A 26,526-nucleotide genomic window follows, 5' to 3' on the forward strand; every position below is an offset into this window, starting at 1 on the left:
CCAAGAAAAAAAGGTGAAAAAAAGGTGAAAAAACGGGAGCCCAAAGGCGGGCAGAATTGTCCCATGCCCCTTGACACCCCCAAGTCCGCCCCTCGCAAAGCGCTTTCTGCCCCGCAAAAAGCCCTGCGCAAGCTGGGGCTGGTGCGCCCCATCGACCTGGCCTTGCACCTGCCGCTGCGCTACGAGGACGAAACCCGCATCGTGCGGCTGGCCGACGCGCGCGAGGGCCAGACGGTGCAGGTGGAGGGCACGGTGACCCACAGCGAGATCAGCCTGGGCCCGCGCCGCCAGTTGCTGGTCACGCTGGACGACGGATCGGACACCTGCACGCTGCGCTTTTTCAGTTTTTACCCTTCGCACCAGAAGGCGCTGGCGGTGGGCGCATGGGTGCTGGTGCGGGGTGAGATTCGGGGCGGCTTCATGGGGCGCAGCATGATGCACCCCGCGTTTCACGCCGGCGGCGGCGAGCTGCCCAACGCGCTCACGCCGGTCTACCCCACCAGCGCGCAGCTGCCCCAGGTGTATTTGCGCAAGGTGGTGGCCAGCGGGCTGGCGCGGGCCGACCTGAGCGAAACCCTGCCGCCCGAGCTGCTGGCCAGTCTGCAAACCGTGGTGCGTGCGCCGTGGACGCTGCGCGATGCCTTGCGCTACCTGCACCAGCCGGGGCCGGATGTGTCGCTGGACGCACTGGAAGACCGCAGCCACCCGGCCTGGCAGCGCCTGAAGGCCGAAGAACTGCTGGCGCAGCAGCTGTCTCAGCTCACCGCCAAGCGCGAGCGCGATGCCCTGCGAGCGCCGGCCCTGCGTCCGCGCCCGGGTGGCCTGCACGAACAGCTGCTGGCGGTGTTGCCCTTTGCCCTCACCGAAGCCCAGCGCCGCGTGGGTGCAGAAATTGCCCACGACCTGGCCCGCCCGGTGCCCATGCACCGCCTGTTGCAGGGCGATGTGGGGTCGGGCAAAACCGTGGTGGCGGCGCTGGCGGCGGCCATTGCCATGGATTCGGGCTGGCAGTGCGCGCTGATGGCGCCCACCGAAATCCTGGCCGAACAGCACTTCGCCAAACTCATTGGCTGGCTGGAGCCGCTGCTGACCCCGCTGGGCAAACGCGTGGCCTGGCTCACCGGCAGCCAGAAGAAAAAACAGCGCACCGAGATGCTGGCGCTCATTGCCAGCGGCGAAGCGGCGCTGGTGGTGGGCACGCACGCCGTGATTCAAGACCAGGTGGTGTTCCAGAACCTGGCGCTGGCCCTCATCGACGAGCAGCACCGCTTTGGCGTGGCGCAGCGGCTGGCACTGCGCTCGAAGATGACTGCGACCCTCAAGGAGGGGGAGCCCAGTCCAGAATGCCGCGGAACCGACTTTGCCGGGCTGCAGGCGTTGCCCCCTGAGGGGCGGGGCGGCGACGCGAAGCGCGCAAGCGGCGGGTGGGAGCCCGAGCCTGACGCCGCAAGTGGGGCAGAGCCGCACCTGCTCATGATGACCGCCACGCCCATTCCGCGCACGCTGGCCATGAGCTACTACGCCGACCTGGATGTGTCCACCATCGACGAGTTGCCGCCAGGGCGCACGCCCATCGTCACCAAGGTGGTGTCGGACCAGCGCCGCCACGAGGTGATCGAGCGCATCCGCGCCCAGGTGGCGCAGGGGCGGCAGGTGTACTGGGTGTGCCCGTTGATTGAAGAGAGCGAGGCGCTGGACCTGTCCAACGCCACCGCCACCCACGCCGAGCTGAGCGAAGCGCTGAACCGCCCGCGCGCCGCCGTGGCCGCTGACCTGCTGAACGCCGAGGAACCCGTGCCCGCTGAAGACGGTGTGCTGGTCGGCCTGCTGCATTCGCGCATGCCGGTGGCCGAGAAAAAAGCCGTCATGGCCTTGTTCACGGCGGGCCACATGGGCGTGCTGGTGTCCACCACCGTGATCGAGGTGGGCGTGGACGTGCCCAACGCGTCGCTGATGGTGATCGAGCACGCCGAGCGCTTTGGCCTGAGCCAGCTGCACCAGCTGCGCGGGCGCGTGGGGCGGGGCGCGGCGGCGTCGGCCTGTGTGCTGCTGTATTCGCCACCCGACGGCGGGCGCCTGAGCGAAACGGCGCGCGAGCGCCTCAAAGCCATGGCCGAGACCAACGACGGTTTTGAAATCGCCCGGCGCGATCTGGAGATTCGCGGGCCGGGCGAATTTCTGGGCGCGCGGCAGTCCGGCGCGGCCATGCTGCGCTTCGCCGACCTGGCCACCGACGGCCACCTGCTGGACTGGGCGCGCAGCGCCGCCGCGCAGATGTTGGCGCAGCACCCGCCAGCGGCTGAACGGCACATTGCCCGTTGGTTGGGCACCAAGGCCGAATACCTCAAGGCTTGATGGGCTGCAGCGATTCGTCCGCTGGTTTGCACAGGGGATGTTCCATCAGCCCCTGCGCCAGCGCATCGAACACCACCCGAATGCGCCGAGACGTGCGCAGCTCTCGGTGGGTGACCAGCCAGATGGGGAAGCGCACCGGCGGCACATCGTCGAGCACGCGCACGATGCCGGGCGTGTCATGGGCGATCTCGTCCATCATGACGCCAATGCCCAGGCCCTCGCGCACCAGCGCCCAGTGCGCGACCGAGTGGTCGGCGTAGCAGCTGAAGTTCGCCACGGTGAGCGGCAGGCCGTGCTGGCGCAGATAGCCCAGAAACTGGCCTGAGCGATCCGACCCCACAAAGGGCAGGTGGGCCGCTTCTTCGGCGCTGCGTGGATGGCCGTGCAGCTTGACCCAGTCTTCGGACGCATAAAAGTGGGCCGTGGCCTCGCGGATCAGCCGGGCGATCAGGTCCGGCTGCTCGGGCTTGACATGGCGGATCGCAATATCGGCCTCGCGGCGCTGCAGGTCGCTCAACGCGTTGGTCGCTACGATTTCAATCGCGATACCCGGTTCTTGTTCGCGCAGCTTGCGCACCAGTGGTGGCAGCAAGACGGCAGCCACCAGGTCGCTGGCTGAGACAGAGACCACGCCGCCCACGGCCTGCGAACGGCCGGTGGCTGCCAGGCCCAGGGCCTCGGCGGCGGCACCCATGTGGCGCGCATGTTCCAGCAGGTCCAGCCCGGTGGGGGTGAGTGCCATGGTTTTGCCCACGCGCTCGAACAGCGTCACCCCCATGCTTTGCTCGATGGATGCCACTTGTCGGCTCAAGGTGGGTTGGGTCAGGCCCAGTTTTCGGGCAGCCGCCGAAAGCGACCCTGTTTCGGCGGTTTCCAAAAATGCCCTGAGCTGGTTCCAGTCGATTTTTTCCATACGTAAATGCATGAGTTGTCTGCAATTTACCGCTATTTCATGCGGTGCTGTGCATGGATAGTATCCAAGGCTGATTCCTTGTACCACTCTTGACACAACCCTTATGCCGTTCTCTTCCATTGTTACGGGACCCAAAGCTTCTTTCTTGACCGCAGCGAGCGGCACAGACATGCGCAAGGCCATGTTCTGGGATCGCATAGCCAACAAGTACGCTGCGGACCCGATTGAAGACATCGCTGGTTATGAAGCCACGTTGAAGCGTGTACAAGACTTTCTGTCTGACGACCAAGACGTGTTGGAGATCGGCTGCGGTACCGGTACAACAGCGCTGCGACTGGCGCCGTTAACCCATCGTTGGCTGGCAACCGACCTTTCGACCAAGATGATTGCCATTGCCCGCGAGAAGCTGGCCGCTCAGCCCACACCACAATTGAGTTTCGAGGTGGCTGACGCCGACGCACCGGTTTTTGGATCGGGCGTCTTTGATGCCTTGATGGCATTCAATCTGTTGCATCTGGTGAGCGATCTCGATCATGCGCTGCAATTGGCGGTGCAGGCCTTGCGGCCGGGTGGCTTGTTGATTTCCAAAACCCCCTGCATTGCTGAGCTGAATCCACTCATTCCTCGCCTTGCGCTGCCGCTGATGCGCGCCATCGGAAAAGCACCCCATGTGTTGAGCTTCCATGCCGATCGACTGCAGTCGGCCATTTCTGAACAGGGCATGGAGATCTTGTCGGTCGAGCGCCATGGCACCCGGGGCAAGGACATGCGGGTTTTCATTGTTGCGCGCAAGTTGGGCAAGGTTCACGTGCAGCAGAAAGGCGTGTTGCTTCCTTTCAAGACAGGACGTTCGCCCCTTTGAAACGGGTTGGATGGTTCCTTTTTCCTTCCCATTCGATACAGGAGATTCCATGCTGATTTTTTCGGCTTTGTCAGGCCGTGTCCGTTTACCTGCAGGGGCGATGCTCGTTTTTGCAGGGCTGGTCTTGAGTGCCTGTGGTGGTGGCGGTGGCGACGACCCGCCGGACGGCGGCAATGTTCCGGCGCCGTCCCTGACCGCCATGGCCGGAGATTGGGTTCAAAAGGGGTGCGTAAAAATGGGCACCCAATCGTTTAAAAAATTTCTTCGCGCTCGCATCACGGGCCAAAACACGCTGGATCACGATGAAGGCGTGTTGAGCTTCAGTGGGGGTGATTGCGCGGGTGCTTCGGTATTGGTGGGCCCAACCAAGTTGGGGACCGTGACTTTCGCTCGGTCGGAGGCGACCCAAAGTTTGGCCGCCCACTGGGGTGTTTTCCTCGCCGTGACGGGTACCCGTTCTGGTGCCATTTGGACCTTGCGTTCAGGCAGCCAACTGTGCTTGCTGGGCGACGAAATTCCGTCTATTCAACCATCGCTCTCGGCGGTTTCCAGAAGCCTTGCCACTGTGCCTGCAGACAACTGCTTTGCCCGAAACATCCCATGAATCCCCTGAAGAACCTCCAACCGAACCAACAAAAACAACCTATGCGGCCATGGATACACCTGCGACGCATCGCCCCCATGGTTGCTGCAATGATGTTTCTGACCGGATGTGCCGCCACCATAGACCCGAGTGGTCTTGAGCAACGGACCGGGCAGGCCATCGGTCGGTCGGCAGGGCAGTTCACCATCGGTGATCGCACCGAGGAAACCGGTGGCCGAATCAACTACACCGTCAAAACGCGCGACGGGGCCCATTACCGCTGTTACCTGTACGGGGCCACTGGCTTTCAAAAGGCAATGAGTTTTGGTCAGATACCCCACTCCGACGCTGTCTGTACCGCCATGGTGGGTGGCCAGGGCCGCGCAAGTCCGCAAGCGCCTGCTGCTTCCGGCCAGGCTGGCAGCAACGGTGCATGCCATGTGCTGTTGCGGGCCGCAGGCCGGTGTTGAGGTTCAAGCCTTGCGTTGATCGGGACCGTTCGGGGTGTTCTTTGACATGCCGTGCGTCGATGGAGCGCGCAACTCAAGCTGGCGGCAGAAAGCCACCCGAAAGAATTTTTACATGCTGAGAATTTTCACGCGGCCCGTGCCGCTGGCCTGGCTCTTGGCGCTGTGCACCTTCATTCCAGTGGTGACGGCGGCCGTTCTGGTCGTGCAGATTCCCCTGGGTGCTTTGCCTGCCGACGCGCTGAGGCTGACAGCCGCGCCGGTCATGTATTTCCTGCACGCGCTGGGCGGGGTTGTGTTTGGTGTGCTCGGACCGGTGCAACTGGTCTCTGCGCTTCGCCATCGGTTCGGGTTTTTGCATCGCCTGTCAGGACGGGTTTTCGTCTTGGCTGGATGGACGATGGCGCTGGCAGGTCTGGGGCTGCTGTGGCAGGTTGAAAGTGTCGCAACTGCGCTGCTGGATGTCGCGCGAGGGGTCTTCAGCCTGGCTTTGATGGCGTTACTGGCGCTGGGCGTCATGGCTGCACGGAAGAGAAACATGGGCCAGCACCGAGCTTGGATGGTCCGTGCATACGTCACGGGCATGGGGACTGGACCTGTCGCGCTGGTGATGTTTCCGATTTACCTGATGACCGGTAAACCCTTGCAAGGGCTGCTGTCTGACACCGTCGTTGTCGGCATGTGGCTGATCACCATTGCGACGGGCGAGTGGGTGATTCGGCGGCGTGCAGTGCAAAAACCCTTGCAGCCGATCGTCGCATGAACCATCTTGAATGACACAAGGGACATGACAAGCTGCATCAGTTCCCCGTTGCGCTGACCTTCGCTCCAGTTCGCCGCTGGATTGGAACTGCGGACCCACTGCGGGCGTAGCGCTCGCAGAACTTGACGGGAAGCGTACGGGCGGCAGGTCGTCGAGCACGCGGACCATGTTCGGCGTGGCGAGGGCGATCTTGTTCATCATCGCGCCGATGCCCATGCCTTGTTGCACCAGCGCTCAGTGGGCCACCGTGTGGTCGGCGTAGCACCACGCCACTCACGGCCTGCGAGCGGCCGGTGGCGGTCAGGCTCAGCGCCGCGGCGGCGGCGCCCATGGCGCGTGCGTGTTCCAGCAGGTCCAGCCCCGTGGGGGTGAGTGCCATCGACTTGCCGACCCGCTCGAACAGGGTCACGCCCATGCGCTGCTCAATGGCGGCGACCTGACGGCTCAAGGTCGGCTGGGTCAGGCCCAGCTTGCGCGCAGCGGCCGACAGTGAGCCGGTTTCGGCGGTCTCCAGAAAGGCCTTGAGCTGGTTCCAGTCCAGGTTGTCCATGCTTTTATGTATATGTTCACTGCAATTTACCGCAATTCCTATCGGAGTTACGCATGAATAACATCCAGTCTTCTCAAACAACGCGCGCCTCTGCCCATGCTGTCTCCCACTCTCGCACCTCTCTTCGAGGTCTCGCCTCTCGCCCACGCGGTTGCGTCGGCCGCGCGCAACGTCCGTTTCCAAAACCGTTCTGCGGTCACGTATCACGGCCCACGAAACCCCAACCGCCATTCCCACAACCCCTTGCGCGCGGGCATTGCCATGCGAACCGTCGCGCAGGGGGCGGTGTTGGTCGGCCTGCTTCTCTTCGCCTTTGACAGCGCGACGGCCCAGACACCGCCCAACGAGGCAAAGCTGGGCCTCAGTGGCAGCATCGGTCTGGGTGTCGCATCCATGCCGTCGTACGAAGGCAGCCCGAACCGCCGTACCTTGGCTGTCCCTTATTTCACCTTGAACTACCGCACACGGGATTGGGGCGAGGTGAGCTTTGGCCAGTACGGCCTCGTCTGGCAAGCCGTCGAAGCCGGCGACTTGCGGCTGGGCCTCGTTGCCAACCCCGATGCAGGGCGCAAGGACAGCAAGCCGTCGAAGATGAATCCCTCGCCCGGGGACAAGCGTCTGGCAGGCATGGGCGCGGTCCGATCAAGTACCGAGGGCGGTGTGCTCGTCGGATATGGACCCTTCAGTCTGCAGGCACGAAAGTCGCTGGGCGATCGCGGCCACAAGGGCACGCAGGTGGACGCGAGTGTCGAGTGGCCGTTGGTGGTGACAGACAAGGTTGCCGTGAGCTTTGGGGCGGGTCTGACGTGGGCCGACAAAGACTACATGCAGACCTACTTCGGCGTGACATCTGCGCAGGCCCAGGCCTCCGGTTTCCGGGCTTACACCCCCAATTCTGGTGTTCGCAAATTCGACCTCAGCGTGAACGCTGAGTACGCGCTCGTTAAAGACTGGACGTTACAAGGAGCGGCGGTGCTGACCCGATTGACCGGCGACGCCGCTGACAGTCCCCTGGTCGCGCGCAAGTCGAACCCATCCGGGTACCTGGGCGTTGCCTATGTATTCTGAAGCTGACATGGCCCCGAGGGCATGGGTGAGCGGCTAACCCATGCCGCAGTACTCACGGTGGCAGGTGTTGGCGGTTTGGGCTGCTGCGGCGTTGCCAATGGCGCTGATGGCCTGGGTGGTGGTGCCATTGTGTGCAACGCCCGAAGAGGGCAACGTTGCATGGGTGAAATGGTTGATCGGGGGACTCACGCTTGGGTTGGTCTGGCAGGGGCTGTTGGTGGCTGCGTTGGTATGGGGCGAGCGCGGCAACCTGCGGTGGAGAACGCTCAAGGACGCACTGTGGTTGCATGCACCCACCCATCCGCGTACCGGCCGCAGGGGTGGCCTGCTGTGGCTGGTGTGTCTCCCGTTGATGGCCGGCCTTTGGCTGTCTGGGGCATTGCCCGAGCCAGACCACAGCCCCTGGCGCGACTTCGGGGTCTTTCTCCAGTCCGATGCTGGGCGTGCATTCTTTGCCGGCAACTGGATCTGGTACGGGGTGGTGGCGGTGATGTTGGTGTTCAACACGGTGCTGGGTGAAGAATTGCTCTTCCGTGGCTTTCTTCTTCCGCGCATGAATCACGCCTTCGGGCGAGTGGATTGGCTTGTCAACGGGGTGTTGTTTGCCCTGTACCACTTGCATACCCCATGGGTGATTCCTGCCGCCGTGCTGGACGCGTTCTGGTTCGCTGGGCCCTCCAAGTACTACCGCAGCGCGTGGATCGGCATCGTCGTGCACAGCACCGCCAGCGTGGCGGTACTGGTGTTGCTGTGGCCTGTCGTCTGGGCGCAGCGTGGCTGAAAATGGGGTTGCGTAAGCCGCTGGAACATGGCTTCGATACGCCAGCGCTTGCGATACCGGCGCTCAATGGTGGCTGCCCCAATGTCCTGGGGGCGATGGCGCCACAGAGCGATGTGTGTGCCTCCCGACGCTGTGGGCGATGACAGTTCGATGTCGGTGCATTCGCCCCATGGGCCGCGCTCGTTCTGGTGCGCATCCTCACCCGCCACGGTGTCGCAGACCAACGCACTGGGCCAGAACCGCCACGGACATCCCGTGCGCAGCACGGCACCGAGCGCCTCGTGTTCTTCGTCTGGTGGGGCGCTGGCAAGGCCGCTCACGGAAGGCGCGCTGTCAGCCAGTCCACCAGCGCAGGAAGGCTGCGGAATTCGTCGACCGATCGCGCGGGTATGTCGGGAAAACGTTCGCTCCACATTCTGGCCAACGCCTGTCCCGGTCCCAGTTCCAGAACGGCGTCGACACGGCGGGACTCGATGTGATCGAGGCACTCATCCCACCGCACGGTGGCGCTGAGCTGGCTTGCCAGCGCATCCAGCGCCTGCGCCGCGTCACGAATCTGGCCCATCGCGTTGCTGATGACGGGTATTCGGGGGTTCGTCAGGGAGTGGGTTGCCAGTACCGATCGAAAGTCGACCGAGGCCTGCTGCATCCATCTCGTGTGCGAAGCCAGTGCCACATTCAGTCGCGTCACACGCATACCCTGCACCTCAGCACAGGCCGCCGCTTCCACGAGCGCACCGTTTGGACCGCCGACCACGCCGCTCTCGGGTCCCAGGCGAATCGCCAGATCAAGATCAAACGCTTCGCACAGGCCACGAAGGCCTCCCAGCCTGGCGCTGCTGACCCCCATCAGGCCCGTGTCCAGATGGGCATGGGCCGCGTCCATGCAGGCCGCGCGCTGCACAGCCAGCGCCAGGACCGTATCGGGGTCCAGCACACCGGCGGCGCAGAACGCGGCCAGCTCTCCGACGCTGTAGCCTGCCACGACGGCAGGCGGTCCAGCCTCTGCAACGAGTTGCTCAAAGGCGGCCATCGCCAGGCCGGTTATCAGCACCTGGGCGTGGCGGTTGTTTCCTGCCCACACCGGATCGTCAAGACGGTCGCGCCAATCGGCGCCGAGCAGATGCTCGACCTGCTCAACCTGGCGATCACGGCGGACCCAGGACAGCATGTGGCGATGCTGTGCCCCTTGTCCGGAGAACAACAATGCGTAGCCCATGCCACCCAGCGGTCAGGGCAGCGCCCCGACCCGCTCCAGAAAACAGGTCGCCGCCAGCGTATCGGCGCACCCCCCCGGGGAGAGTCGGCGGGCGACAAAGTCGCGATGAATGGCCTGCGCATCGTCAACGGCGCCTGCGTGCGAAGCGCCCCCGTTGGCCAGAAAGGCACGCGCCAGCGAGCGTGCGTGGTGCAGACCGGCCAGCCCCCCTCGGCGGGCCAGATTGGCGTCGTCGAGCACCGCCATGATGTCAAAAAACACTTGCAGCTTGAGCTGCGCGCCGAGCAGCCCGGCCCGCCGGGCCTGGACCCAGCTGGGCACGGCCACCTCAAAAACCGCAGGAAACCCGAGGGCGGCCTCTTCAGAGGCGCTGCGCAATCCGAACCGCCGCGCGGCGATCCCTCCGGGCAGGTTGGATGTGCGCGTCCGGCGGCCATCCAGTGGCTTGCCCCAGTGCCGCATCAACGCAGCGCGGACCGCGCCAGGCGTCAAGGGCGCGCCCTCTGACTGTGCGGCGGCGACCGCAGCACACAGCAAACCCAGCATGAATATGGCGCCGCGGTGCGTGTTGACGCCGCCCGTGGCGGCGAGCATGCGCGACTCCGCCTCCAGCCCGCATTGCTCCAACGCAGAAAACGGTGCCCGGGCATGTCCCAGTTCGGCAATGCGGGTGAAGTAATGGCGCAGGGCGAACAGGCTGCGCATGAAGGTGTTCCCGTCCATGTCGTCGTGGCTGCCGCTGTCGACCAGGGACACCAGACCGGGCTTGGGCGCCAGACACAGCTCGTCATGGAGCGCCAGTGTGGCGGCACGCCCAATGCCCGTTGCACTCCAGGCCCGGTCGTGTCGGGTTGGCGCTGGCTGTATGGATCTCATGTGGCCATCTCCCATTGAAGCTGGCGTTTGTCACACACCATTGCGTCTCTCAGTTCTTGACCGAGCAGGTGCTTGACCAGCAGCCGCTGGCACCGGCCCTGCCGCCAGGCGGCCCATTCCCGCCACGCCACGGCAGAGCCATCCGGGAACACCAGTTCGCCATCGACACGCCGCTTGAGGCCCTCCACCTGCTGAAGGAAGTGGACGGCGGTATCGGCCGCGTGTGCGTCTTTCACGGCCAGCCACAGATCGATGTCGCTGTGATCGTGCAGGTAGGGCAATCCGGTGACGGTCTGCCACCCGACGCTGCCGTACACCCGCGCCTGCAGGTGGTTGGCGGCCAGCGAGGCCGCGAGATGGCGCATCGCCTTGCGTTCGAGGGCTGACAGCGCCCCAAGCGACGCGGTCAGGGGTGGGAACTCGGTGAACATGCTCAGCTGCTTGGGCATCAGTTGAAGCGCGACCCGCTGGCGCTCCCAGGTCTCGGGAAGGCACACGCCCAGAGCGATCCGCCCAGCTGTGTTCGCCCGGGCCGGCAACTGCCGGGTGACCACCACGGGCAGACCCTGCGCGGCCCAGTGAGTGAGGCCGGCCTTGATGGGCTCGCCCCATGTTCGTGCCAGCACATTCTTCCAGCCGTCGGCTGTCACGAACGCCAGTTGGTGCCGACGCAGTGGCGGCATCACCCGCTCCCTCAAGCCGCGTCCAGCACACGCTGAACGACGGACGCGGCCATGCGGCGACCGCCACGCAAAGCGCCATCGGTGGCCCGCTGGTCGTCACGCGACGCGTCACCCAGTGCCTGACGCAAGGCAGCCGCCAGATCGCCCGTCCAGATATCGCGCACGCCGCCCATCGCCCAGTAGTTCTCGACACCCGGCGCGAACACCGGGTTGTGGTGCGACAGCTCCTCCAGCAGTTCGGGAGCCAGCTTGGTGATGCGGGCCATGGCGGGCAGGCGCATGACACGAATCTCGGCCTGTGGCAGCGCATAGCAGGCATCGGCGATCAGACCCGAGGTGATGAATCCACCGGACAGCGCCTGGTCGTACACCAGCCCGATGACCCGGTGTCCACGGCGCCTGGCGAGATCGATGCACATGCCCAGGTGGGCCATCGCACGGTTGATGCCCAGCAGCTCATCGCGGCGGCGAAGTTGTTGCCCCTGGGTATCGATCAACAGCAGAATCGGCCGCCCCGGGTGCTGAACGATCGTGTCGAGCACCGCCCGCGCTTGCCGCAGTGCCAGGTTCACCCCAATGGGCGCATGCCCTGTTGTGCCGATCACGGTGAGCGTCATGCCGTCGAACACGACGGTGCCGTGAAGGAAATCGCCGTCCTGGTCGATGCCGTGCAAGCCGTGATCGCCACCAAACAGGGACACGGTCAGATGTTTCCAGTTCATTTTCCGGTCTCCTGCCTCATGGAGTGCGCAGCGCCCGCACGGCCTGCACATCCATGTCATTCACACGCGCCGCCTGGGCAACGCCCAGCCGGCCCCACAGGGTGATCGCGTCATCGGCACCCTCGGGAACCGCTTCATCCAGCAGATGCAGCCGGTTGACCAGCAAGGCATGTTCGGCCTGCAGCGCGTCCAGCGTGACCGGACGGCGCATGCCGATCAGGGCGATCGCGGCCTCGCGAAAAGCCTCGACATCGTCTTCGACCAGGGCGTCGCAGTCGCCGCTGAGCCAGCGGTGTTTGCCGCCCGTGGTGCGCCACACCAGTGCCCGGTCGCGGGCGTCGAATTCGTCCACGCCATGGGAGGCTTCAATGACCTCCGGACCCGACATGGCCAGTCGGCCGATGTCGCTCATCACCACGTGGTCACAGCAACGCGCGACGATGCCCATGCCGCCAAAACAGCCGTTGGCGCTGCCGATCAGCACGATCACCGGAACGCCGGATGCCCGCACGTCGAGCACGGCGCGCATGACCTCGGAGACTGCGATCAGCCCGGCGTTGGCCTCGTGAAGCCGCACGCCACCGGAGTCGGCCAGCAGCAGCACCGCATCCGGGCGCTCTTTGATGGCGCGTTGCAGCAGCCCGACCAGTTTGGCGCCATGGACCTCGCCCACGCCGCCTCCCATGAAGGCCCCCTCCTGCGCGGCGACGAACACGGTGCACCCGTTCAACTGCGCGCGTCCGATGGCCACGCCGTCATCGAATGCACAAGGCACGCCCAGCTGGGCCAGGTGCGGACTGGTCACACGTTCTGCCGGCGCAAGCCACTCGTGAAAGCTGCCCGCATCGAGCAGTCTGGCCAGGCGCTCACGCGCCGAACACTCGGCGTAGCTGATCATGATGCCCTCCGTGAAGACAGCTCGGCCATCGCCTGTTCGAGCCTCAGGCTGACCACGGCAGGTGTCGCGCCCATGTCGTGGATCGACAGCCTCACGCCGGCCAGTCCGTGCCGGCGGTGAAAGTCCATCAGCACGGCGGACCAGATCGACTCGAACCCGCGAGCGGATGTTTCGACATGGATCTGGCACTGCGAGGAGGTGTCGGACTCCAGCAGCACCTCCAGGTTGCCTGAGCCCACCACCCCCACCAGCACGGGGGGGAATGCGGGCACAGGGTGAAGGCCGTTGTAGGAAAAATCCAGGGCTTCTATGCCCACAGGCTGACTCATGTGATTCTCCCGTTCACCAGTTGCGAAACCGCTTGGGCGGTTGGTAGAGGCCGCCCGAAGCACGCACCAGGTCGCGCATGCTGCGGGCGGCCAGCAGGTTGCGCGTGGCCTGGCGCGGGTCGATGCCCAGGTCCTGCGGGCGACGGACCACCCCGCGGTCCCGCAGGTTCTCGACCATGCGGTGATCACGCGCCAGCCCGACAGCGGTGTAGCCGGCAACGCCGCGGATCGCCTGTTCGCGCTCCTCCGGCGAGCGGCAGAGCAGCAGGTTGGCGATGCCTTCCTCGGTGACGATGTGGCTGACGTCGTCGCCGTAGATCATGATCGGCGGCAGTTCGGCGCCCATCATTTTCTGCAGCTTCCACGCGTCGAGTTCTTCGACGAAGACCGGCGCCATGTGTTCGCGGAAGGTTTCGACCATCTGCACCACCAGCTTGCGGCCACGGATGGCGTTGGGCCCGTAGGCCTCGCGCCCGGCTTTCAGCCAGGCCGGGCTGGCGTGGCGCCGGCCGTGCGGGTCGGAACCCATGTTCGGCGCGCCGCCGAAGCCGGTGATGCGGCCCAGCGTGGCCGTCGAGCTGTTGCCGGCCAGGTCCATCTGCAGCGTCGAACCGATGAACATGTCGCAGGCGTAGAGGCCGGCGGTCTGGCAGAAGGCGCGGTTGGAACGCATGCTGCCGTCGGCGCCGGTGAAGAACACGTCGGAGCGGGCCGAGATGTAGGCGTCCATGCCGACTTCCGAACCGAAGCAGTGCACCGATTCGACGAAGCCGGCTTCGATCGCCGGAATCAGCGTCGGGTGCGGGTTGAGCGCCCAGTGCGTGCAGATCTTGCCCTTCAGGCCGAGGTCGGCGGCGTAGGTCGGCAGGAGCAGTTCGATGGCTGCCGTGTCGAAGCCGATGCCATGGTTCAGGCGCTTCACGCCGTACTCGGCGTAGATGCCCTTGATCGCCATCATCGCCATCAGCACCTGAATCTCGGTGATCTGCGCCGGGTCGCGGGTGAACAAGGGCTCGATGTGGTTCGGACGCGGCGCCAGCACCGTGAAATCCACCCAGTCGGCCGGCACATCAACGCGCGGCAGCTGGTCGAGGCGTTCATTGACCTGGGCGATGACGATGCCGCCCTTGAAGGCGGTGGCCTCCATGATCGCCGGCGTGTCCTCGGTGTTCGGCCCGAGGTAGAGGTTGCCCTGGGCATCGGCCGCCTGGGCCGCGATCAGCGCGACGTTGGGCGTCAGGTCGAGGAAGTAGCGACCGAACAGTTCGAGATAGGTGTGAATCGCCCCGATCTCGATGCGCTGCTCCTGCACCAGGCTGGCCAGCCGGGCGCCCTGCGGGCCACTGAAGGAAAAATCGAGACGGCTGGCCAGGCCGCGCTCGAACAGGTCCATGTGGCTCGGGAGCGCCAGGACCGACTGGACCATGTGGAGGTCGTGAAGGCGGGCCGGATCGCAGTCGGCCAGCGCCTGGGCCAGGAAATCGGCCTGCTTCTGGTTGTTGCCTTCCAGACAGACGCGGTCGCCGGGCTGGATGACGGCTTCCAGCAGCTCGCTGATGCGCTCGGCCGGAACCACCTGGCCGAGGCCGATGGCAGCCACTCGTTCCAGGCGATGGCTGCGGCTCTGGCGCAGGCTGTCCCACTCGCGGGATTGGGGTGCGTTCATGATGGTCTTTCCGTCACTCAAGCGCCGGCGTATTGCGATGGCAGCCAGGTGGCAATCTCCGGGAAAACACAGAGCAGCACGATGCCCAGCGCCATCAACCCGAGGAAAGGCAGGGTGCCCCACATGATCTGCTTGAGCTTGACGTCGGGCGCGATGCCGCTGATCACGAAAAGATTGAGACCAACCGGTGGCGTCACCAGGCCCATTTCCATGTTGATGGTCATGATCACGCCGAACCAGATCAGGTCGATGTCGAGGGCGACCAGCGCCGGCAGCAGCACCGGGGTGACCATCAGGATGATGGCCACCGGCGGCAGGAAGAAGCCGAGCACCAGCAGCATCACGTTCACCCAGAGCAGGAACTCCCACTTGCCCATGCCCAGCGCGACCAGCCAGGTGGCGGCCGACTGGGTGATGTGCAGGTAGCTCATCACATAGGTGTAGAGGAAGGACATGGCGATGATCAGCATGATCATGGACGACTCGCGGGCGGTGCCGGAGAGGATCACCTTCATGTCGGCCCAGCGCCAGCAACCGTAAATGGCCATGACCATCAGCATGGCGCCGAAGGCGCCGATGCCGGCGACTTCCGAGGGCGTCGCCCAGCCGTCGTAGAGGGCGATCATGACAACCAGAATCAAACCGAGGAAGGGCAGCAGGCGCGGCAGGATTTCGAGCTTTTCTTTCCAGCTGTAGAACTCCAAGGGCTCGGCGACCCTGCCGCTCGCCTTGTGGCTGGCCAGGCGTTCCGTCTTTTCCGCCCAGGCCTTGTACACCACCCACAGCGAGAACAACGCGGTCAGCAGCAGGCCGGGCCCGACACCGGCCATGAACAGCTTGCCGATCGATTGCTCGGTCGCCAGGCCATACAGGATCAGCGTCAGCGACGGCGGGATCAGGATGCCCAGCGTGCCGCCGGCGGCGATCAGGCCGGTGGCCAGGCGCTCGGAATAGCCGCGCTTGCGCATTTCCGGGATGCCGGCCGAACCGATGGCGGCACAGGTGGCCGGCGACGAACCGCACATGGCGGAAAACACCGAACAGGCCAGCGTATTGGCCAGCCCAAGACCGCCCGGCACCTTGTACAGCCAACGGTTCAGCGAGTTGTAGAGGTCAGCGCCGGCGCGCGACTTGCCGATCGCCGCGCCCATCAGGATGAACAGCGGAATGGTCAGCAGCGTGAAGCTGTTGAGTTCGGAAAAGATGGTTTCCGCAATGATCGACAACTGCGGGGCCGGCATGAAGAAATACATGAAGAGCACCGCCACCGAGCCCAGGGCGAAGGCGATCGGCATGCCGGAGAAGAGGAAGACGAAGGTGGCCAGCCCGTACATCAGGCCCATTTGTGCGACGCTCATTTGGTGGCTCCTTGTTCGTCATGCTGGATGCGTTCAATGGCCACTTGGACGGCGGCGTTGTGCTGCGCCGGCGGTTGGTGCGAGCGCATGGCTTGCGGCAACGAGTCCTCGATGAACTGGACAAAAATCTGCAGTGTCAGCGAGGTCATGCCGACGGCCATGGTGGCGAACACCGGCCACATCTTCGGCGCCCAGGAGGTGTCGCTCATGCGCCCCTCGTCCCAGGCTTCGTAGAAGAGATGCCAGCAGTTCCAGGTGATGAAGGCGCAGAACAGGAAAGACAGCAGATCGGTCAGCGCCAGACGCCACTGGGTCCAGCTTTTCGGCATGACCTCGTCGAGGATTTCGATGGTCACATGGCCACGGTTGAGCTGGGTGTGTGCGGCAGCCAGGAAGCTGGAAGCGATCAGCAACATCACACAGAACTCGATTTCCCAGTCGGTCGGCCAGGCGAAGAAATAGCGGACGGCCACCTCGAAGACGAGGACGCCACTGGAAACGACGATCAGAAAGGCCGACAGGTAGCCCGTCGCGATGTTGAAGGCCTTGACCGCGCGGCTGATGAAAACTCCGGGGCTCATGATTCACCTCGAGAAAAAGAAGGAGGGGCCGGGCCTTGCCCGGCCCTGGGGTTACTTGACCGACAGCGCCATGTCGAGCAGGGCGCGGCCATCCTTGATGTTCTCGGCGAAATCCTTGAAGGCGGTCTGTTCGGCGACGGTGCGCCAGGCGGCGAACGCTTTGTCATCCATGTCGGCCACCTTGGCCCCGGCCTTCGCATAGACCTCGGCCATGCGCAGATCGTCCTTCTTCGACTCATCGACACCGAACGGCTCCAGGCTGGCGCCAACTTCGCTGACGATCTTCTGCTGCTCCGGCGTCAGGGAGTCATAGAGGCTCTTGGAAATCAGCAACGGCTCGAACATGAACCAGAAGCTTTTTTGCCGCGCCGTCGTCACGAACTTGGTGAATTCGTGCAGACGGAAGCTGATCAGCGAAGTGCTGGAAGTCAGTGCCGCATCGAGCACGCCGGACTGCATGGCGCTGTAGATTTCCGAGGACGGCATACCGGTCACCGCGGCGCCGGTCCCCTTCAGCATCTGGTCCATTTCCTTGCTGCCGCCGCGGAACTTCAGGCCCTTGGCATCGTCAGGCAACACCACCGGCTTCTTGGTCGAGGCGATCCCACCGGCCTGCCAGACCCAGGTGAGGATCTTGATGTTCTTGTCGGCCAGGATGCGGTCCAGCTCCTTGCCGATCGGCGCGTTTTTCCAGCGCATGCCCTGCTCGTAGCTGGTCACCAGGGTCGGCATCAGGGTCAGGTTGACCGCCGGAATTTCGCCGCCACCGTAGGCCAACGGCACCAGGCTCATGTCCAGCGCGCTCTTGCGCAGGGCGCCGATCTGGCTGTTCGTTTTCATCAGCGAACTGCCCGGGTAGATCTCGAACTTCAGGCTGCCCTTGGACTGCTTCTCGACTTCGGCGGCGAAGCGGCGGACCAGGCGGTCGCGGAAGTCGCCGTCCTCACTGGTCGCCGCCGGGAACTGGTGCGAAATTTTGATGACTCTTTGCGTTTGCGCCTGGGCTGTTGGCAGGGCGCAGGCCAGTGCCGCGCTGGCGAGCGCCACGGTGAAATAGCGTTTGGTCTTGCTGATCATGGTTGTCTCCTACTCGTGAATTTCGATTCCGACCCGGAACGGGTTCCGACGTTTGCCATGCCAGGACAAGGCAGGAAACGTCTGGACGATCGAATGGTAGGAAGACCCTGATCACGCTTCAATCAACGAGAACAGCGAATGGTTTCGCTGCGTGAAAGGATCGAGGGTTAACCCGGGTGCGCGCTTCGCGGCGGTCGATCGACCTCAGCGGTGTACTGACGGCAAGCAGCGAGCAAAGACAGCAGGTTGGGATCGCGCTCGCGCGAACGCAGGAAGTTCAGCGAAATCGGCTGTTCAAGGCGGTAGTCCGTCGCCAGCGGGATGAGCCTCACCTGGGCCGGCAACACCGCGCGAATCCGCCCGGGCAACAAGGTGCAGCCGATCCCGCCGCCGACCAGGTTCATCAGCGAGAAGATGTCGCCGGTCTGCATGACGACGTTGGGCGCATACCCGGCAATTCGAAAGGCCTCGGCAAAGCGCATGGACGTGACGAACCCTTCGGTCAGGCTCACGAAAGACTCATCGCGGCAGGTCATCAGATCCACCTCTTCGAGCTTGTCGTAGGGCGTTCCGCGCGGCGCCGCAAAGAAAATCTCGTCGTTGAACAGCAGCTGGCTCTCCACGTCCTGGGCTTTGTCGGGGGTTCCCATGAGTGCGCAGTCGATCGATCCGTCGAACAGTCGCTGAAGAAGATCTGAATTGGAACCGAGGACGAGTTCCGTGTGCAGATCGGGCTTGCGCAGCTTGAGCCCCATGATGAGCGAGGGGACCACGCCGCTCGTCAGGGAATACAGCGATCCGATCCGGATGTGGTTGGCCGCGTAGCCTGCAACCTCCCGTGTGGTGCGGATGCCGTCATGCATCTTGCGCAACACCTCCCGACCCACGTCGGCCAGGTGGTGCGCTGCATCCGTGGGAATCAGGTTTCTTCCTTCGTGTCGAAACAGGCGGCATCGCACGCCCGACTCCAGCGAATGCAGCGCGCGGTGGACGGTGACCGTGCTGAAGCCAAGCCGCTCGGCTGTCCGGCTCAGATTGCCCTCTTCAAGGAAGGCCAGCAACACTTCCAGGCGTCGGAACGTGACGTCTTCGTCGAGCGAGTTGTTCATGGCGTGTGACATGTTGAACTGTTCCGGGAATGTGGGGAACTGGGTGGTTGAGGTGGAGGCCGTAGGGGCGATCTTGCGCGCGATGTGTCGGCGGTAGTGTGCCTCAGCCCCTGACCCGAGTTCATGTCGCAGATGGTGGATGGGGCGGTGAACCACCACAAGGCACCGGGGTTTCTGTCTGGGAGGGACGGCACGTCCAAGGACTTGTGGCTGCAGGTCAAGAGCGAAACGAGCGCAATTCCCTGCGGTGCTGGGCATGGGCAGCATCAAGTCCTGCCGATGGTGTCCCTCGTGCTTCCGTTCCCAACACCCCATATGCCGCCTTCTCTCCTCGCTTCAGCCTCTGATGCCGCCGGTTGCGAGGCCATGTTGCGCCGCTTGCAAGACTTTCTGTCGGACGATCAAGCGGTGTTGGCGATTGGCTGTGGCACCGGTACAACCGCGCTGCGCCTGGCGCCTCTCTGGCGCAAAATACCCCCATGACGCTCACCGAACTCAAATACATCGTGGCCGTGGCGCGCGAAAAGCACTTTGGCAAGGCGGCGGAAGCCTGTTTTGTCTCGCAGCCCACCCTGTCTGTGGCCATCAAAAAGCTGGAAGAAGAGCTGGAGGTGAAGATCTTCGAACGCAACGCCAGCGAAATTGCCGTCACGCCGCTGGGCGAAGAGATCGTCCGCCAGGCACAAACGGTGCTGGAGCAGGCGGCGAGCATCAAGGAGATCGCCAAGCGTGGCAAAGACCCGCTGACCGGCCCGCTGCGTCTGGGGGTGATCTACACCATTGGCCCGTATTTGCTGCCCGACCTGGTGCGCCACGTGATCGACCGCACGCCGCAAATGCCGCTGATGTTGCTGGAAAACTTCACCGTCAAGTTGCTGGAGCAGCTGCGCCTGGGTGAGATTGATTGCGCCATTCTGGCCGAGCCGTTTCCCGACACCAACCTGGCCATTGCCCCGCTGTACGACGAGCCTTTTCTGGCAGCGGTGCCGGTGACGCATCCGTTGTCGAAAAACAAAAATATCACCAACGAAGAGCTCAAGCGCGAGACCATGCTGCTGCTGGGCACCGGCCACTGTTTTCGCGACCACGTGCTGGAGGTGTGCCCCGAGTTTGCGCGCTTCTCCAGCGACACCGAAGGTATCCGCAAGAGCTTTGAAGGGTCGTCGCTGGAAACCATCAAACACATGGTGGCCGCTGGCATGGGCGTGACGCTGGTGCCGCGCCTGTCGGTGCCTTCTTCTGCGCTGGAAGGCTCACCCACGCCAGGACAAGACTTTGGCGATTCGTCGTATGTGCGCTACCTGCCGTTCAAAGGCGAGGCGCCCACCCGCCGCGTGGTGCTGGCCTGGCGCCGCAGCTTCACCCGCTACGAAGCCATAGCCGAACTGCGCAACGCCATTTATGCGTGCGAACTGCCGGGCGTCCAAAGACTGTCATGACTGCGATTTTTGTCTCCATGCCTTCTCGTTTCTCGCTCTACCTGGACCTGATCCGCTGGAACCGGCCCGCCGGCTGGCTGCTGCTGCTGTGGCCCTCGCTTTCGGCGCTGTGGCTGGCGGCGGGCGGCTTTCCCGGGTGGCACTTGCTGGTCGTGTTTGTGGCGGGCACCATCCTCATGCGCAGCGCGGGCTGCTGCGTCAACGACGTGGCCGACCGCGAGTTTGACAAACACGTCAAACGCACCGCCCAACGCCCGGTCACCAGTGGGCGCCTGGGTGCGCGCGAAGCACTGGGCGTGGGCGCAGCGCTGGCTGTTGCGGCCTTTGCCCTCACGCTCACCACCAATGTGGCCACGGTGGTGTGGTCGGGCCTGGGGCTGGTGCTGGCGCTGCTCTACCCCTACGCCAAGCGGGTCGTGTCCATGCCACAGGCGGTGTTGGGTGTGGCTTTCAGCTTCGGCATTCCCATGGCGTTTGCAGCTGTGCGCGGTGGCCCGGCGCTGGAGTTGTTCAGCGGCGCAGCGCCCTGGAGCGCGCCCGGCTTCTGGGCGGGCGTGTGGCACAGCGTGCCGCCGCTGGCTTGGCTGTTGATGGTGGGCAACCTGTTTTGGGTGCTGGCCTACGACACCGAATACGCCATGGTTGACCGCGACGACGACCTCAAGATCGGCATGAAGACGTCGGCCATCACCCTGGGCGACCGCGATGTGCCGCTGGTGATGACCTTCTACCTCGTCTTTCTGGCCATCTGGACCGCAGCGCTGTGGCCCAGCGTGGACCCCTGGGTGTGGAGCGCCACGCTGGTGGTGGCGTTCGCCCAGGTGGTCGCTCACCACCGCCTCATCAAGGACCGCACCCGCGAAGGCTGCTTCAAGGCCTTTCGCCTCAACCACTGGCTGGGCTTTACGGTGTTTGTGGGCGTGGTGCTGGGTGTTTGATGGGGGTTACTTGCCGAATTCGCGGCCCAGTTCGTCGGCGCGTTTCTGGGCCGCAAACAGCGCGTCTTCAAATTTCGCCTTGACCCCGGCTGCGTCCATCGACGTGATGGCCGCGTAGGTGGTGCCGCCCTTGGACGTGACGCGTTCGCGCAGGGTCTGCAGCGGTTCGCTGGAGCGCTGCGCCAGGGTGGCCGCACCAATGAAAGTGCCCACGGCCAGCCGCTGGGCCACCTCGGGCGGCAAGCCCATCTGGGCCCCTGCGTCGCGCATGGCTTCCAGGAAATAAAACACATAGGCCGGGCCTGAACCCGAGAGTGCGGTCACAGCGTCCAGCTGCGCTTCGGCCTCCACCCACACCAGGTCGCCGGTGGTTTTCACCACGGTTTCCACCAGCGCGCGCTCGGCGTCGCTCACACCCGGGCGCGCAAACAGACCGGTCATGCCCAGCCCCACCAAGGCGGGCGTGTTGGGCATGGCGCGCACGGTGCGCGACGTGCCCAGCCAGGCAGAAATGCTGTCGCTGGTGATGCCCGCTGCCACGCTGAGGTGCAGTGTGTCGCCCAGAAATGGCTGAGCCTGCGCTGCAGCTTCCTTGAAGGTTTGGGGCTTGACCGCCCACACCACCAGACTTGAGCCCTGTAGCGCCGCGCTGGCAGCCTTCAGCACGGTCATGCCGGGAAACTGCTCGGCGAGGCGGGTGCGTTGTTCGTCCCAGGGCTCGACCACTTGCAGCGCAGTGGCCGGGTGGCCCTGGCGAATCAGGCCGCCAATGATGGCGCTGGCCATGTTGCCGCCGCCGATGAAGGTGACGATGGGATGGGATGTGTTGGCAGTGCTCATGCGGTGATCCAAGGTGTGTGGTGCTGAGGCGCCGCGTGACGGCGCGCGGCTCAGACTCTCAGGTGTGCAGGCCACCATTGTCGCCCGTTGCAGAGCTGGTTGTGTCCGGACACCGCGGCTTCAGACCGCGACGGTTTGCCTCATCGCGCGTTCCCACTGCGCCATTTGCGTGGCCGCCCATTCCCGTGAGCGTTGTGGCTGAAAAACGCGTTCGGCGCGCCACTGTTGGGCCAGTTCGTCCCGTCCGGCATACAGCCCGGCGTGCAGGCCCGCCAGGTAAGCGGCGCCCAAGGCGGTGGTTTCGATCACAGCGGGCCGCACCACGGGTATGCCCAGCAGGTCGGCCTGTATCTGCATCAGCAAATCGTTGACGCAGGCACCACCGTCCACCCGGAGTTCGCTCACCGCCACGCCGCCGGCAGCCACCGCGTCGCGGCTCATGGCGTGGAGCAGGGCGGTGCTTTGAAATGCGATGCTCTCCAGCGCGGCGCGAGCGATGTGCGCCAGGGTCGTGCCGCGCGTCAGGCCGGTGATGCTGCCGCGGCTGTCGGGCTGCCAGTAGGGCGCGCCCAGCCCTGTGAAGGCGGGCACCAGCACCACGCCGCCGGCGTCGGGCACGCTCTCGGCCAGTGCTTGCACCTCGCTGCTGGACTGGATGGCCCGCAGGCCATCGCGCAGCCATTGCACCACAGCGCCGCCCATGAACACGCTGCCTTCCAGCGCGTACTGCGGCGCGCCGGCAGGCTGGGCTGCTGCGGTGGTGATGAGCCCGTTCTGGCTGATCTGGAAGCGCTCGCCGGTGTGCATCAGCATGAAGCAGCCGGTGCCGTAGGTGTTTTTCGCCATGCCGGCGCTGAAACAGGCCTGGCCAAACAGGGCGCTTTGCTGGTCGCCCGCCACGCCGCCAATTTCCAGCGCTGCGCCCAGCCACTGGGGCTGAACATGGCCAAAGTGCGCCGCCGACGGCAGCGCCTGCGGCATCAGGCTGGCGGGTATATCCAGCGCGGCCATCAGTTCGTCGTCCCAGGTGTTGGTGTGGATGTTGAACAGCATCGTGCGCGCGGCGTTGCTGAAATCGGTCACATGCCGCTGGCCACCGGTGAGCTGCCAGATCAGCCAGCTGTCCACCGTGCCAAAGGCCAGCTCGCCGCGTTCGGCCTGCGCACGCACACCGGGCACATGGTCCAGGATCCACTTGAGCTTGGTACCCGAAAAATAGGCATCGATGCGCAAGCCGGTTTTCTGCAGCACGGTGTCGGTCAATCCCTGTGCACGCAGCCCGGCGCAGGTGGCTTCGGTGCGGCGATCCTGCCAGACGATGGCGTTGTGCACCGGCTCACCGGTCTGTCGGCTCCACACCACGGTGGTCTCGCGCTGGTTGGTGATGCCCACCGCCTGAACAGCACGGGCGGCCAGACCTGCCTTCTTCAGGACTTCCCGGGCCGTTTCCAGTTGCGTGGTCCAGAGGTCGCGCGGGTCGTGCTCCACCCAACCGGGCTGCGGATATATCTGGGGAACCTCGCGTTGTGCGATGGCCACCACGCGACCATCGCAGTCAAACACCACGCTGCGCGAACTTGAGGTGCCCTGGTCCAGGGCCAGCAGGTAAGTCATGCCTGTTCCTTCTTGGTTGGTCTGCACGGGGGGCTCTCTTGGAACGCAGTGTAGAAGGTGTGATCGGCTGTTGACCCTGAAATCTGTGGCGCCTGTCAGCACCTTTCAGGTCCAAAGCCGCAAATAAGTGGTTGGAGCCTGTTGACACGCAAGGTGCTGGGTGCAATAATCCGCAGCTTCGCCCTAAAAAGGCGAAGTAATCCGCCCACCGACGCGGGTTGTGCTCAGGCCTCAGGTTCTCTGAAGCCAGGGGTGCAGCCGGCAACGACGGGCCCAAGACTGATCACTTTCTGCCGTGGTGGCTGAGAGGATTCAAGTTGGGACTTAAATCAAATGATTCAAACGCAAACTCGACTCGATGTTGCTGACAACACGGGCGCCAAGTCCGTGATGTGCATCAAGGTGCTCGGTGGCTCGAAACGTCGTTACGCCAGTGTGGGCGACGTCATCAAGGTCACTGTCAAAGAAGCAGCGCCCCGTGGCCGCGTCAAAAAAGGCGAGGTTTAGAACGCTGTGGTGGTTCGCACCGCCAAAGGTATTCGTCGTCAAGACGGTGCTCTGATCAAATTCGACGGCAATGCAGCCGTGTTGCTTAACGCCAAGCTGGAGCCTATCGGCACCCGCATCTTCGGACCGGTGACGCGCGAGCTGCGCACCGAAAAGTTCATGAAGATCGTGTCGCTGGCACCCGAGGTTCTCTGAGGAATCATCATGAACAAGATTCGTAGTGGCGATGAAGTCATCGTGATTGCCGGCCGTGACAAGGGCAAGCGCGGCAAGGTTGTTCTGCGTGCAGACGACAGCAAGCTGGTTGTTGAGGGTGTGAATACCGTCAAGAAACATGCCAAGCCCAACCCGATGAAGGGTATTACGGGCGGCATCATCGAAAAAACCATGCCCATCCACCAGTCCAATGTTGCCATCTTCAATGGCGCCACGGGCAAGGCAGATCGCGTGGGCATCAAGCTCCTGGCTGACGGCAAGAAAGTGCGCGTCTTCAAGTCCAGTGGCGAAGAAATTAAGGCGGCATAAACATGACACGCTTGCAAGAAATTTACCGCGACAAAATCACGCCTGCTTTGGTCGAGAAATTCGGCTACAAGTCGTCGATGGAAGTCCCGCGCATCACCAAGATCACGCTCAACATGGGTGTGAGCGAAGCGGTTGCTGACAAGAAGGTCATGGACAACGCTGTGGGTGATCTGACCAAGATTGCTGGCCAAAAGCCGGTGGTGACCAAGGCCAAAAAAGCTATCGCGGGCTTCAAGATCCGTGAGCAGCAACCCATTGGCTGTATGGTGACACTGCGCGGTGCCCGCATGTACGAATTCCTGGACCGTTTCGTGACCGTGGCTCTGCCTCGCGTTCGTGACTTCCGGGGCATCTCGGGCAAGGCATTTGACGGCCGTGGCAACTACAACATCGGTGTCAAAGAGCAGATCATTTTCCCTGAGATTGAGTACGACAAGGTGGATGCCTTGCGCGGCCTCAATATCAGCATCACGACGACCGCCAAGAACGATGCCGAGTGCAAAGCTCTGCTGGCTGGTTTCCGTTTTCCGTTCAAGAACTGAGGTGGCGCGTGGCTAAACAAGCACTACTGCAACGTGAACTCAAGCGCGAGAAACTCGCCGCCAAGTTTGCCAAGAAATACACCGAGTTGAAGGCTACGGCCAACGACGCGAAGCGTACCGACGAAGAGCGCGACGCAGCCCGACTGGGTCTGCAAAAGCTGCCTCGCAACGCGAACCCGACCCGCCAGCGCAACCGCTGCGAGATCACCGGTCGTCCGCGCGGTACCTTCGCCCACTTCGGCCTGGCTCGTGCCAAGGTTCGTGAAATGGCGTTTGCCGGTGAAATTCCCGGCATCACCAAAGCCAGCTGGTAAGCACTAGGAGAACCACAAATGAGCATGAGTGATCCTATTGCCGACATGTTGACCCGCATCCGCAACGCACAAATGGTTGAAAAAGCCAGCGTCACGATGCCAGCGTCCAAAGTCAAAACCGCGATTGCCCAAGTCCTGAAGGACGAGGGTTACATTGATGGGTTCCAGGTCAAAAGCAACGACGGCAAAAATGAACTTGAGATCGCTCTCAAGTACTATGCCGGTCGTCCTGTGATCGAGCGCATTGAGCGTGTCAGCCGCCCTGGTCTGCGCGTCTACCGTGGCCGCAACGCCATTCCCCAGGTTCAGAACGGTCTGGGTGTGGCCATTGTTACCACGCCCCAGGGCGTGATGACCGACCGCAAGGCCCGCGCTACCGGTGTCGGTGGTGAAGTCCTGTGTTACGTCGCCTGATGCGGGCATTGAGGAGCTACTGAATGTCACGTATTGGAAAACAACCGGTTACCGTCCCCGCAGGGGTTGAAGTGGCCGTCAACGACGGTTTGATCAACGTCAAGGGCACCTTGGGTGTCCTGGCTCTGGCGCAAAACGCCTTGGTCACCATTGAGAACAACGCCGGCTCGCTGACGTTTGTGCCTGTCAACGACTCCCGCGAAGCCAGCGCCATGTCGGGCACCATGCGTCAGCTGGTGAACAACATGGTCAACGGCGTCAGCAAGGGTTTTGAGAAAAAGTTGACGCTGATTGGTGTGGGCTACAAAGCCCAGGCGCAAGGCGCCAAGCTCAACCTGACCGTGGGCTATTCGCACCCTGTGGTGATGGACATGCCTGCTGGTATCAAGGTGGAAACCCCGACGCCGACCGAAATCCTGATCAAGGGTTCCGATCGCCAGCGCGTGGGCCAGATCGCTTCCGAGGTGCGCGCTGTGCGCCCCCCCGAGCCTTACAAGGGCAAGGGCATCCGTTATTCGGATGAAAAGGTCGTG

Annotated in this window: 30 protein-coding genes and 1 pseudogene; 16 read left to right on the top strand and 15 right to left on the bottom strand. The window is 63.7% G+C overall.

Annotation, left to right across the window (positions count from 1 at the left end; all coding sequences use genetic code 11):
* The first annotated feature begins 63 nt into the window (after window positions 1–63).
* Entirely contained in the window at window positions 64–2,355 is a 2,292-nt protein-coding gene (gene recG / locus Q7J58_RS16895; protein WP_304830552.1) for an ATP-dependent DNA helicase RecG, read from the top strand.
* Here recG and Q7J58_RS16900 read toward each other — a convergent pair.
* Complete coding sequence (locus Q7J58_RS16900; RefSeq protein ID WP_304830553.1) at window positions 2,345–3,280, bottom strand: LysR family transcriptional regulator; 936 nt, start codon at window positions 3,278–3,280, stop codon at window positions 2,345–2,347. The two genes, recG and Q7J58_RS16900, sit on opposite strands and share 11 nt — an antisense overlap.
* Before the next feature lie 91 nt (window positions 3,281–3,371).
* Between Q7J58_RS16900 and Q7J58_RS16905 the strand changes: the two genes are divergently transcribed.
* From Q7J58_RS16905 to Q7J58_RS16920, 4 genes are all read left to right on the top strand, one after another.
* Window positions 3,372–4,130 carry a class I SAM-dependent methyltransferase gene (locus Q7J58_RS16905; protein ID WP_304830555.1) on the top strand — a complete coding sequence of 253 codons (759 nt, stop codon included), beginning with the start codon at window positions 3,372–3,374 and terminating at the stop codon, window positions 4,128–4,130.
* A 49-nt stretch (window positions 4,131–4,179) separates the two neighbouring features.
* Window positions 4,180–4,734 (top strand): hypothetical protein, encoded by a 555-nt coding sequence (locus Q7J58_RS16910; RefSeq protein ID WP_304830557.1) that lies wholly within the window; start codon window positions 4,180–4,182, stop codon window positions 4,732–4,734.
* Window positions 4,731–5,183 (top strand): hypothetical protein, encoded by a 453-nt coding sequence (locus Q7J58_RS16915; RefSeq protein WP_304830559.1) that lies wholly within the window; start codon window positions 4,731–4,733, stop codon window positions 5,181–5,183. Before Q7J58_RS16910 ends, Q7J58_RS16915 begins: the two co-directional genes overlap by 4 nt.
* A gap of 112 nt (window positions 5,184–5,295) precedes the next feature.
* Window positions 5,296–5,943, top strand: a complete 648-nt coding sequence (locus tag Q7J58_RS16920) for a DUF2306 domain-containing protein (RefSeq protein ID WP_304830561.1) — start codon at window positions 5,296–5,298, stop codon at window positions 5,941–5,943.
* 37 nt (window positions 5,944–5,980) lie between these two features.
* Here Q7J58_RS16920 and Q7J58_RS16925 read toward each other — a convergent pair whose 3' ends face one another.
* The gene (locus Q7J58_RS16925; RefSeq protein ID WP_304830563.1) at window positions 5,981–6,493 is read right to left on the bottom strand and encodes a LysR family transcriptional regulator; all 513 of its coding nucleotides are present in this window, start codon (window positions 6,491–6,493) and stop codon (window positions 5,981–5,983) included.
* A 96-nt stretch (window positions 6,494–6,589) separates the two neighbouring features.
* On the opposite strand from Q7J58_RS16925, the gene Q7J58_RS16930 reads away from it, so the two are divergent.
* Together Q7J58_RS16930 and Q7J58_RS16935 are read left to right on the top strand one after the other, a co-directional pair.
* A complete protein-coding gene (locus tag Q7J58_RS16930) occupies window positions 6,590–7,561 on the top strand; it encodes a MipA/OmpV family protein (RefSeq protein WP_304830565.1) in 972 nt (323 codons plus the stop codon).
* A 97-nt stretch (window positions 7,562–7,658) separates the two neighbouring features.
* On the top strand, window positions 7,659–8,342 hold the full coding sequence (locus Q7J58_RS16935; RefSeq protein WP_304830567.1) for a CPBP family intramembrane glutamic endopeptidase: 684 nt from the start codon (window positions 7,659–7,661) through the stop codon (window positions 8,340–8,342).
* Between the two features lie 316 nt (window positions 8,343–8,658).
* Here Q7J58_RS16935 and Q7J58_RS16940 read toward each other — a convergent pair whose 3' ends face one another.
* The 11 genes from Q7J58_RS16940 to Q7J58_RS16990 all read right to left on the bottom strand — a co-directional run bounded on the left by Q7J58_RS16940 (window position 8,659) and on the right by Q7J58_RS16990 (window position 18,860).
* Entirely contained in the window at window positions 8,659–9,561 is a 903-nt protein-coding gene (locus Q7J58_RS16940) for an acyltransferase domain-containing protein (protein WP_304830569.1), read from the bottom strand.
* A 12-nt stretch (window positions 9,562–9,573) separates the two neighbouring features.
* The gene (locus Q7J58_RS16945; RefSeq protein ID WP_304830570.1) at window positions 9,574–10,437 is read right to left on the bottom strand and encodes a triphosphoribosyl-dephospho-CoA synthase; all 864 of its coding nucleotides are present in this window, start codon (window positions 10,435–10,437) and stop codon (window positions 9,574–9,576) included.
* On the bottom strand, window positions 10,434–11,120 hold the full coding sequence (gene mdcG, locus Q7J58_RS16950) for a malonate decarboxylase holo-[acyl-carrier-protein] synthase (protein WP_304830572.1): 687 nt from the start codon (window positions 11,118–11,120) through the stop codon (window positions 10,434–10,436). The genes Q7J58_RS16945 and mdcG overlap by 4 nt, the downstream gene beginning before the upstream one ends.
* Window positions 11,121–11,131: 11 nt before the next feature.
* Complete coding sequence (locus Q7J58_RS16955; protein WP_304830574.1) at window positions 11,132–11,842, bottom strand: biotin-independent malonate decarboxylase subunit gamma; 711 nt, start codon at window positions 11,840–11,842, stop codon at window positions 11,132–11,134.
* 16 nt (window positions 11,843–11,858) lie between these two features.
* Window positions 11,859–12,740, bottom strand: coding sequence for a biotin-independent malonate decarboxylase subunit beta (locus Q7J58_RS16960; protein WP_304830576.1), 882 nt, complete (start codon window positions 12,738–12,740; stop codon window positions 11,859–11,861).
* On the bottom strand, window positions 12,737–13,069 hold the full coding sequence (gene mdcC, locus Q7J58_RS16965) for a malonate decarboxylase acyl carrier protein (RefSeq protein ID WP_304830578.1): 333 nt from the start codon (window positions 13,067–13,069) through the stop codon (window positions 12,737–12,739). The genes Q7J58_RS16960 and mdcC overlap by 4 nt, the downstream gene beginning before the upstream one ends.
* 13 nt (window positions 13,070–13,082) lie before the next feature.
* Window positions 13,083–14,735, bottom strand: coding sequence for a malonate decarboxylase subunit alpha (mdcA, locus tag Q7J58_RS16970; protein WP_304830579.1), 1,653 nt, complete (start codon window positions 14,733–14,735; stop codon window positions 13,083–13,085).
* A gap of 17 nt (window positions 14,736–14,752) precedes the next feature.
* Window positions 14,753–16,093, bottom strand: coding sequence for a TRAP transporter large permease (locus tag Q7J58_RS16975; protein WP_304830581.1), 1,341 nt, complete (start codon window positions 16,091–16,093; stop codon window positions 14,753–14,755).
* On the bottom strand, window positions 16,090–16,674 hold the full coding sequence (locus tag Q7J58_RS16980) for a TRAP transporter small permease (protein WP_304830583.1): 585 nt from the start codon (window positions 16,672–16,674) through the stop codon (window positions 16,090–16,092). Before Q7J58_RS16980 ends, Q7J58_RS16975 begins: the two co-directional genes overlap by 4 nt.
* A gap of 51 nt (window positions 16,675–16,725) precedes the next feature.
* On the bottom strand, window positions 16,726–17,751 hold the full coding sequence (gene dctP, locus Q7J58_RS16985) for a TRAP transporter substrate-binding protein DctP (RefSeq protein ID WP_304830585.1): 1,026 nt from the start codon (window positions 17,749–17,751) through the stop codon (window positions 16,726–16,728).
* Between the two features lie 167 nt (window positions 17,752–17,918).
* Entirely contained in the window at window positions 17,919–18,860 is a 942-nt protein-coding gene (locus Q7J58_RS16990) for a LysR family transcriptional regulator (protein WP_304830587.1), read from the bottom strand.
* 315 nt (window positions 18,861–19,175) lie between these two features.
* On the opposite strand from Q7J58_RS16990, the gene Q7J58_RS16995 reads away from it, so the two are divergent.
* The 3 genes from Q7J58_RS16995 to Q7J58_RS17005 are packed head-to-tail and all read left to right on the top strand — an operon-like array spanning window position 19,176 to window position 21,237.
* Entirely contained in the window at window positions 19,176–19,343 is a 168-nt protein-coding gene (locus tag Q7J58_RS16995) for a hypothetical protein (RefSeq protein ID WP_304830589.1), read from the top strand.
* Window positions 19,340–20,299 carry a LysR substrate-binding domain-containing protein gene (locus Q7J58_RS17000; protein WP_304830590.1) on the top strand — a complete coding sequence of 320 codons (960 nt, stop codon included), beginning with the start codon at window positions 19,340–19,342 and terminating at the stop codon, window positions 20,297–20,299. The genes Q7J58_RS16995 and Q7J58_RS17000 overlap by 4 nt, the downstream gene beginning before the upstream one ends.
* A 17-nt stretch (window positions 20,300–20,316) precedes the next feature.
* Window positions 20,317–21,237 carry a 4-hydroxybenzoate octaprenyltransferase gene (locus Q7J58_RS17005; protein ID WP_304830592.1) on the top strand — a complete coding sequence of 307 codons (921 nt, stop codon included), beginning with the start codon at window positions 20,317–20,319 and terminating at the stop codon, window positions 21,235–21,237.
* Between the two features lie 6 nt (window positions 21,238–21,243).
* On the opposite strand, the gene proC is transcribed toward Q7J58_RS17005, so the two are convergent.
* Together proC and glpK are read right to left on the bottom strand one after the other, a co-directional pair.
* Complete coding sequence (gene proC, locus Q7J58_RS17010) at window positions 21,244–22,077, bottom strand: pyrroline-5-carboxylate reductase (protein WP_304830593.1); 834 nt, start codon at window positions 22,075–22,077, stop codon at window positions 21,244–21,246.
* A gap of 120 nt (window positions 22,078–22,197) precedes the next feature.
* Complete coding sequence (gene glpK / locus Q7J58_RS17015) at window positions 22,198–23,691, bottom strand: glycerol kinase GlpK (RefSeq protein WP_304830595.1); 1,494 nt, start codon at window positions 23,689–23,691, stop codon at window positions 22,198–22,200.
* 333 nt (window positions 23,692–24,024) lie between these two features.
* Between glpK and rplN the strand changes: the two are divergent.
* The 6 genes and pseudogenes from rplN to rplF form a co-directional block, all read left to right on the top strand.
* A pseudogene (gene rplN, locus Q7J58_RS17020) lies at window positions 24,025–24,393 on the top strand (50S ribosomal protein L14).
* A 9-nt stretch (window positions 24,394–24,402) separates the two neighbouring features.
* Window positions 24,403–24,723 carry a 50S ribosomal protein L24 gene (gene rplX / locus Q7J58_RS17025; RefSeq protein ID WP_304830597.1) on the top strand — a complete coding sequence of 107 codons (321 nt, stop codon included), beginning with the start codon at window positions 24,403–24,405 and terminating at the stop codon, window positions 24,721–24,723.
* Window positions 24,724–24,725: 2 nt separating this feature from the next.
* The gene (gene rplE, locus Q7J58_RS17030; RefSeq protein ID WP_304830599.1) at window positions 24,726–25,265 is read left to right on the top strand and encodes a 50S ribosomal protein L5; all 540 of its coding nucleotides are present in this window, start codon (window positions 24,726–24,728) and stop codon (window positions 25,263–25,265) included.
* 8 nt (window positions 25,266–25,273) lie between these two features.
* Window positions 25,274–25,579: a 30S ribosomal protein S14 gene (rpsN, locus tag Q7J58_RS17035; RefSeq protein WP_304830601.1), complete on the top strand. Its 306-nt coding sequence runs from the start codon at window positions 25,274–25,276 to the stop codon at window positions 25,577–25,579.
* A gap of 18 nt (window positions 25,580–25,597) precedes the next feature.
* Complete coding sequence (gene rpsH, locus Q7J58_RS17040) at window positions 25,598–25,993, top strand: 30S ribosomal protein S8 (RefSeq protein WP_068174940.1); 396 nt, start codon at window positions 25,598–25,600, stop codon at window positions 25,991–25,993.
* Between the two features lie 23 nt (window positions 25,994–26,016).
* Window positions 26,017–26,526, top strand: a 510-nt coding sequence (gene rplF, locus Q7J58_RS17045; protein WP_304830604.1) for a 50S ribosomal protein L6, incomplete at its 3' end; no start/stop codon positions are given.

It is taken from the genome of Hydrogenophaga sp. (genome assembly GCF_030656115.1).
In the GTDB taxonomy this organism is placed as follows: domain Bacteria; phylum Pseudomonadota; class Gammaproteobacteria; order Burkholderiales; family Burkholderiaceae_C; genus Hydrogenophaga.

Coding starts and splice junctions, on each gene's coding strand:
- recG (WP_304830552.1), top strand. CDS start 64: ATGCCCCTTGACACCCCCAAGTCCGCCCCTCGCAAAGCGCTTTCTGCC.
- Q7J58_RS16900 (WP_304830553.1), bottom strand. CDS start 3,280: ATGCATTTACGTATGGAAAAAATCGACTGGAACCAGCTCAGGGCATTT.
- Q7J58_RS16905 (WP_304830555.1), top strand. CDS start 3,372: ATGCCGTTCTCTTCCATTGTTACGGGACCCAAAGCTTCTTTCTTGACC.
- Q7J58_RS16910 (WP_304830557.1), top strand. CDS start 4,180: ATGCTGATTTTTTCGGCTTTGTCAGGCCGTGTCCGTTTACCTGCAGGG.
- Q7J58_RS16915 (WP_304830559.1), top strand. CDS start 4,731: ATGAATCCCCTGAAGAACCTCCAACCGAACCAACAAAAACAACCTATG.
- Q7J58_RS16920 (WP_304830561.1), top strand. CDS start 5,296: ATGCTGAGAATTTTCACGCGGCCCGTGCCGCTGGCCTGGCTCTTGGCG.
- Q7J58_RS16925 (WP_304830563.1), bottom strand. CDS start 6,493: ATGGACAACCTGGACTGGAACCAGCTCAAGGCCTTTCTGGAGACCGCC.
- Q7J58_RS16930 (WP_304830565.1), top strand. CDS start 6,590: ATGCTGTCTCCCACTCTCGCACCTCTCTTCGAGGTCTCGCCTCTCGCC.
- Q7J58_RS16935 (WP_304830567.1), top strand. CDS start 7,659: ATGGCGCTGATGGCCTGGGTGGTGGTGCCATTGTGTGCAACGCCCGAA.
- Q7J58_RS16940 (WP_304830569.1), bottom strand. CDS start 9,561: ATGGGCTACGCATTGTTGTTCTCCGGACAAGGGGCACAGCATCGCCAC.
- Q7J58_RS16945 (WP_304830570.1), bottom strand. CDS start 10,437: ATGAGATCCATACAGCCAGCGCCAACCCGACACGACCGGGCCTGGAGT.
- mdcG (WP_304830572.1), bottom strand. CDS start 11,120: ATGCCGCCACTGCGTCGGCACCAACTGGCGTTCGTGACAGCCGACGGC.
- Q7J58_RS16955 (WP_304830574.1), bottom strand. CDS start 11,842: ATGAACTGGAAACATCTGACCGTGTCCCTGTTTGGTGGCGATCACGGC.
- Q7J58_RS16960 (WP_304830576.1), bottom strand. CDS start 12,740: ATGATCAGCTACGCCGAGTGTTCGGCGCGTGAGCGCCTGGCCAGACTG.
- mdcC (WP_304830578.1), bottom strand. CDS start 13,069: ATGAGTCAGCCTGTGGGCATAGAAGCCCTGGATTTTTCCTACAACGGC.
- mdcA (WP_304830579.1), bottom strand. CDS start 14,735: ATGAACGCACCCCAATCCCGCGAGTGGGACAGCCTGCGCCAGAGCCGC.
- Q7J58_RS16975 (WP_304830581.1), bottom strand. CDS start 16,093: ATGAGCGTCGCACAAATGGGCCTGATGTACGGGCTGGCCACCTTCGTC.
- Q7J58_RS16980 (WP_304830583.1), bottom strand. CDS start 16,674: ATGAGCCCCGGAGTTTTCATCAGCCGCGCGGTCAAGGCCTTCAACATC.
- dctP (WP_304830585.1), bottom strand. CDS start 17,751: ATGATCAGCAAGACCAAACGCTATTTCACCGTGGCGCTCGCCAGCGCG.
- Q7J58_RS16990 (WP_304830587.1), bottom strand. CDS start 18,860: ATGAACAACTCGCTCGACGAAGACGTCACGTTCCGACGCCTGGAAGTG.
- Q7J58_RS16995 (WP_304830589.1), top strand. CDS start 19,176: ATGCCGCCTTCTCTCCTCGCTTCAGCCTCTGATGCCGCCGGTTGCGAG.
- Q7J58_RS17000 (WP_304830590.1), top strand. CDS start 19,340: ATGACGCTCACCGAACTCAAATACATCGTGGCCGTGGCGCGCGAAAAG.
- Q7J58_RS17005 (WP_304830592.1), top strand. CDS start 20,317: ATGCCTTCTCGTTTCTCGCTCTACCTGGACCTGATCCGCTGGAACCGG.
- proC (WP_304830593.1), bottom strand. CDS start 22,077: ATGAGCACTGCCAACACATCCCATCCCATCGTCACCTTCATCGGCGGC.
- glpK (WP_304830595.1), bottom strand. CDS start 23,691: ATGACTTACCTGCTGGCCCTGGACCAGGGCACCTCAAGTTCGCGCAGC.
- rplX (WP_304830597.1), top strand. CDS start 24,403: ATGAACAAGATTCGTAGTGGCGATGAAGTCATCGTGATTGCCGGCCGT.
- rplE (WP_304830599.1), top strand. CDS start 24,726: ATGACACGCTTGCAAGAAATTTACCGCGACAAAATCACGCCTGCTTTG.
- rpsH (WP_068174940.1), top strand. CDS start 25,598: ATGAGCATGAGTGATCCTATTGCCGACATGTTGACCCGCATCCGCAAC.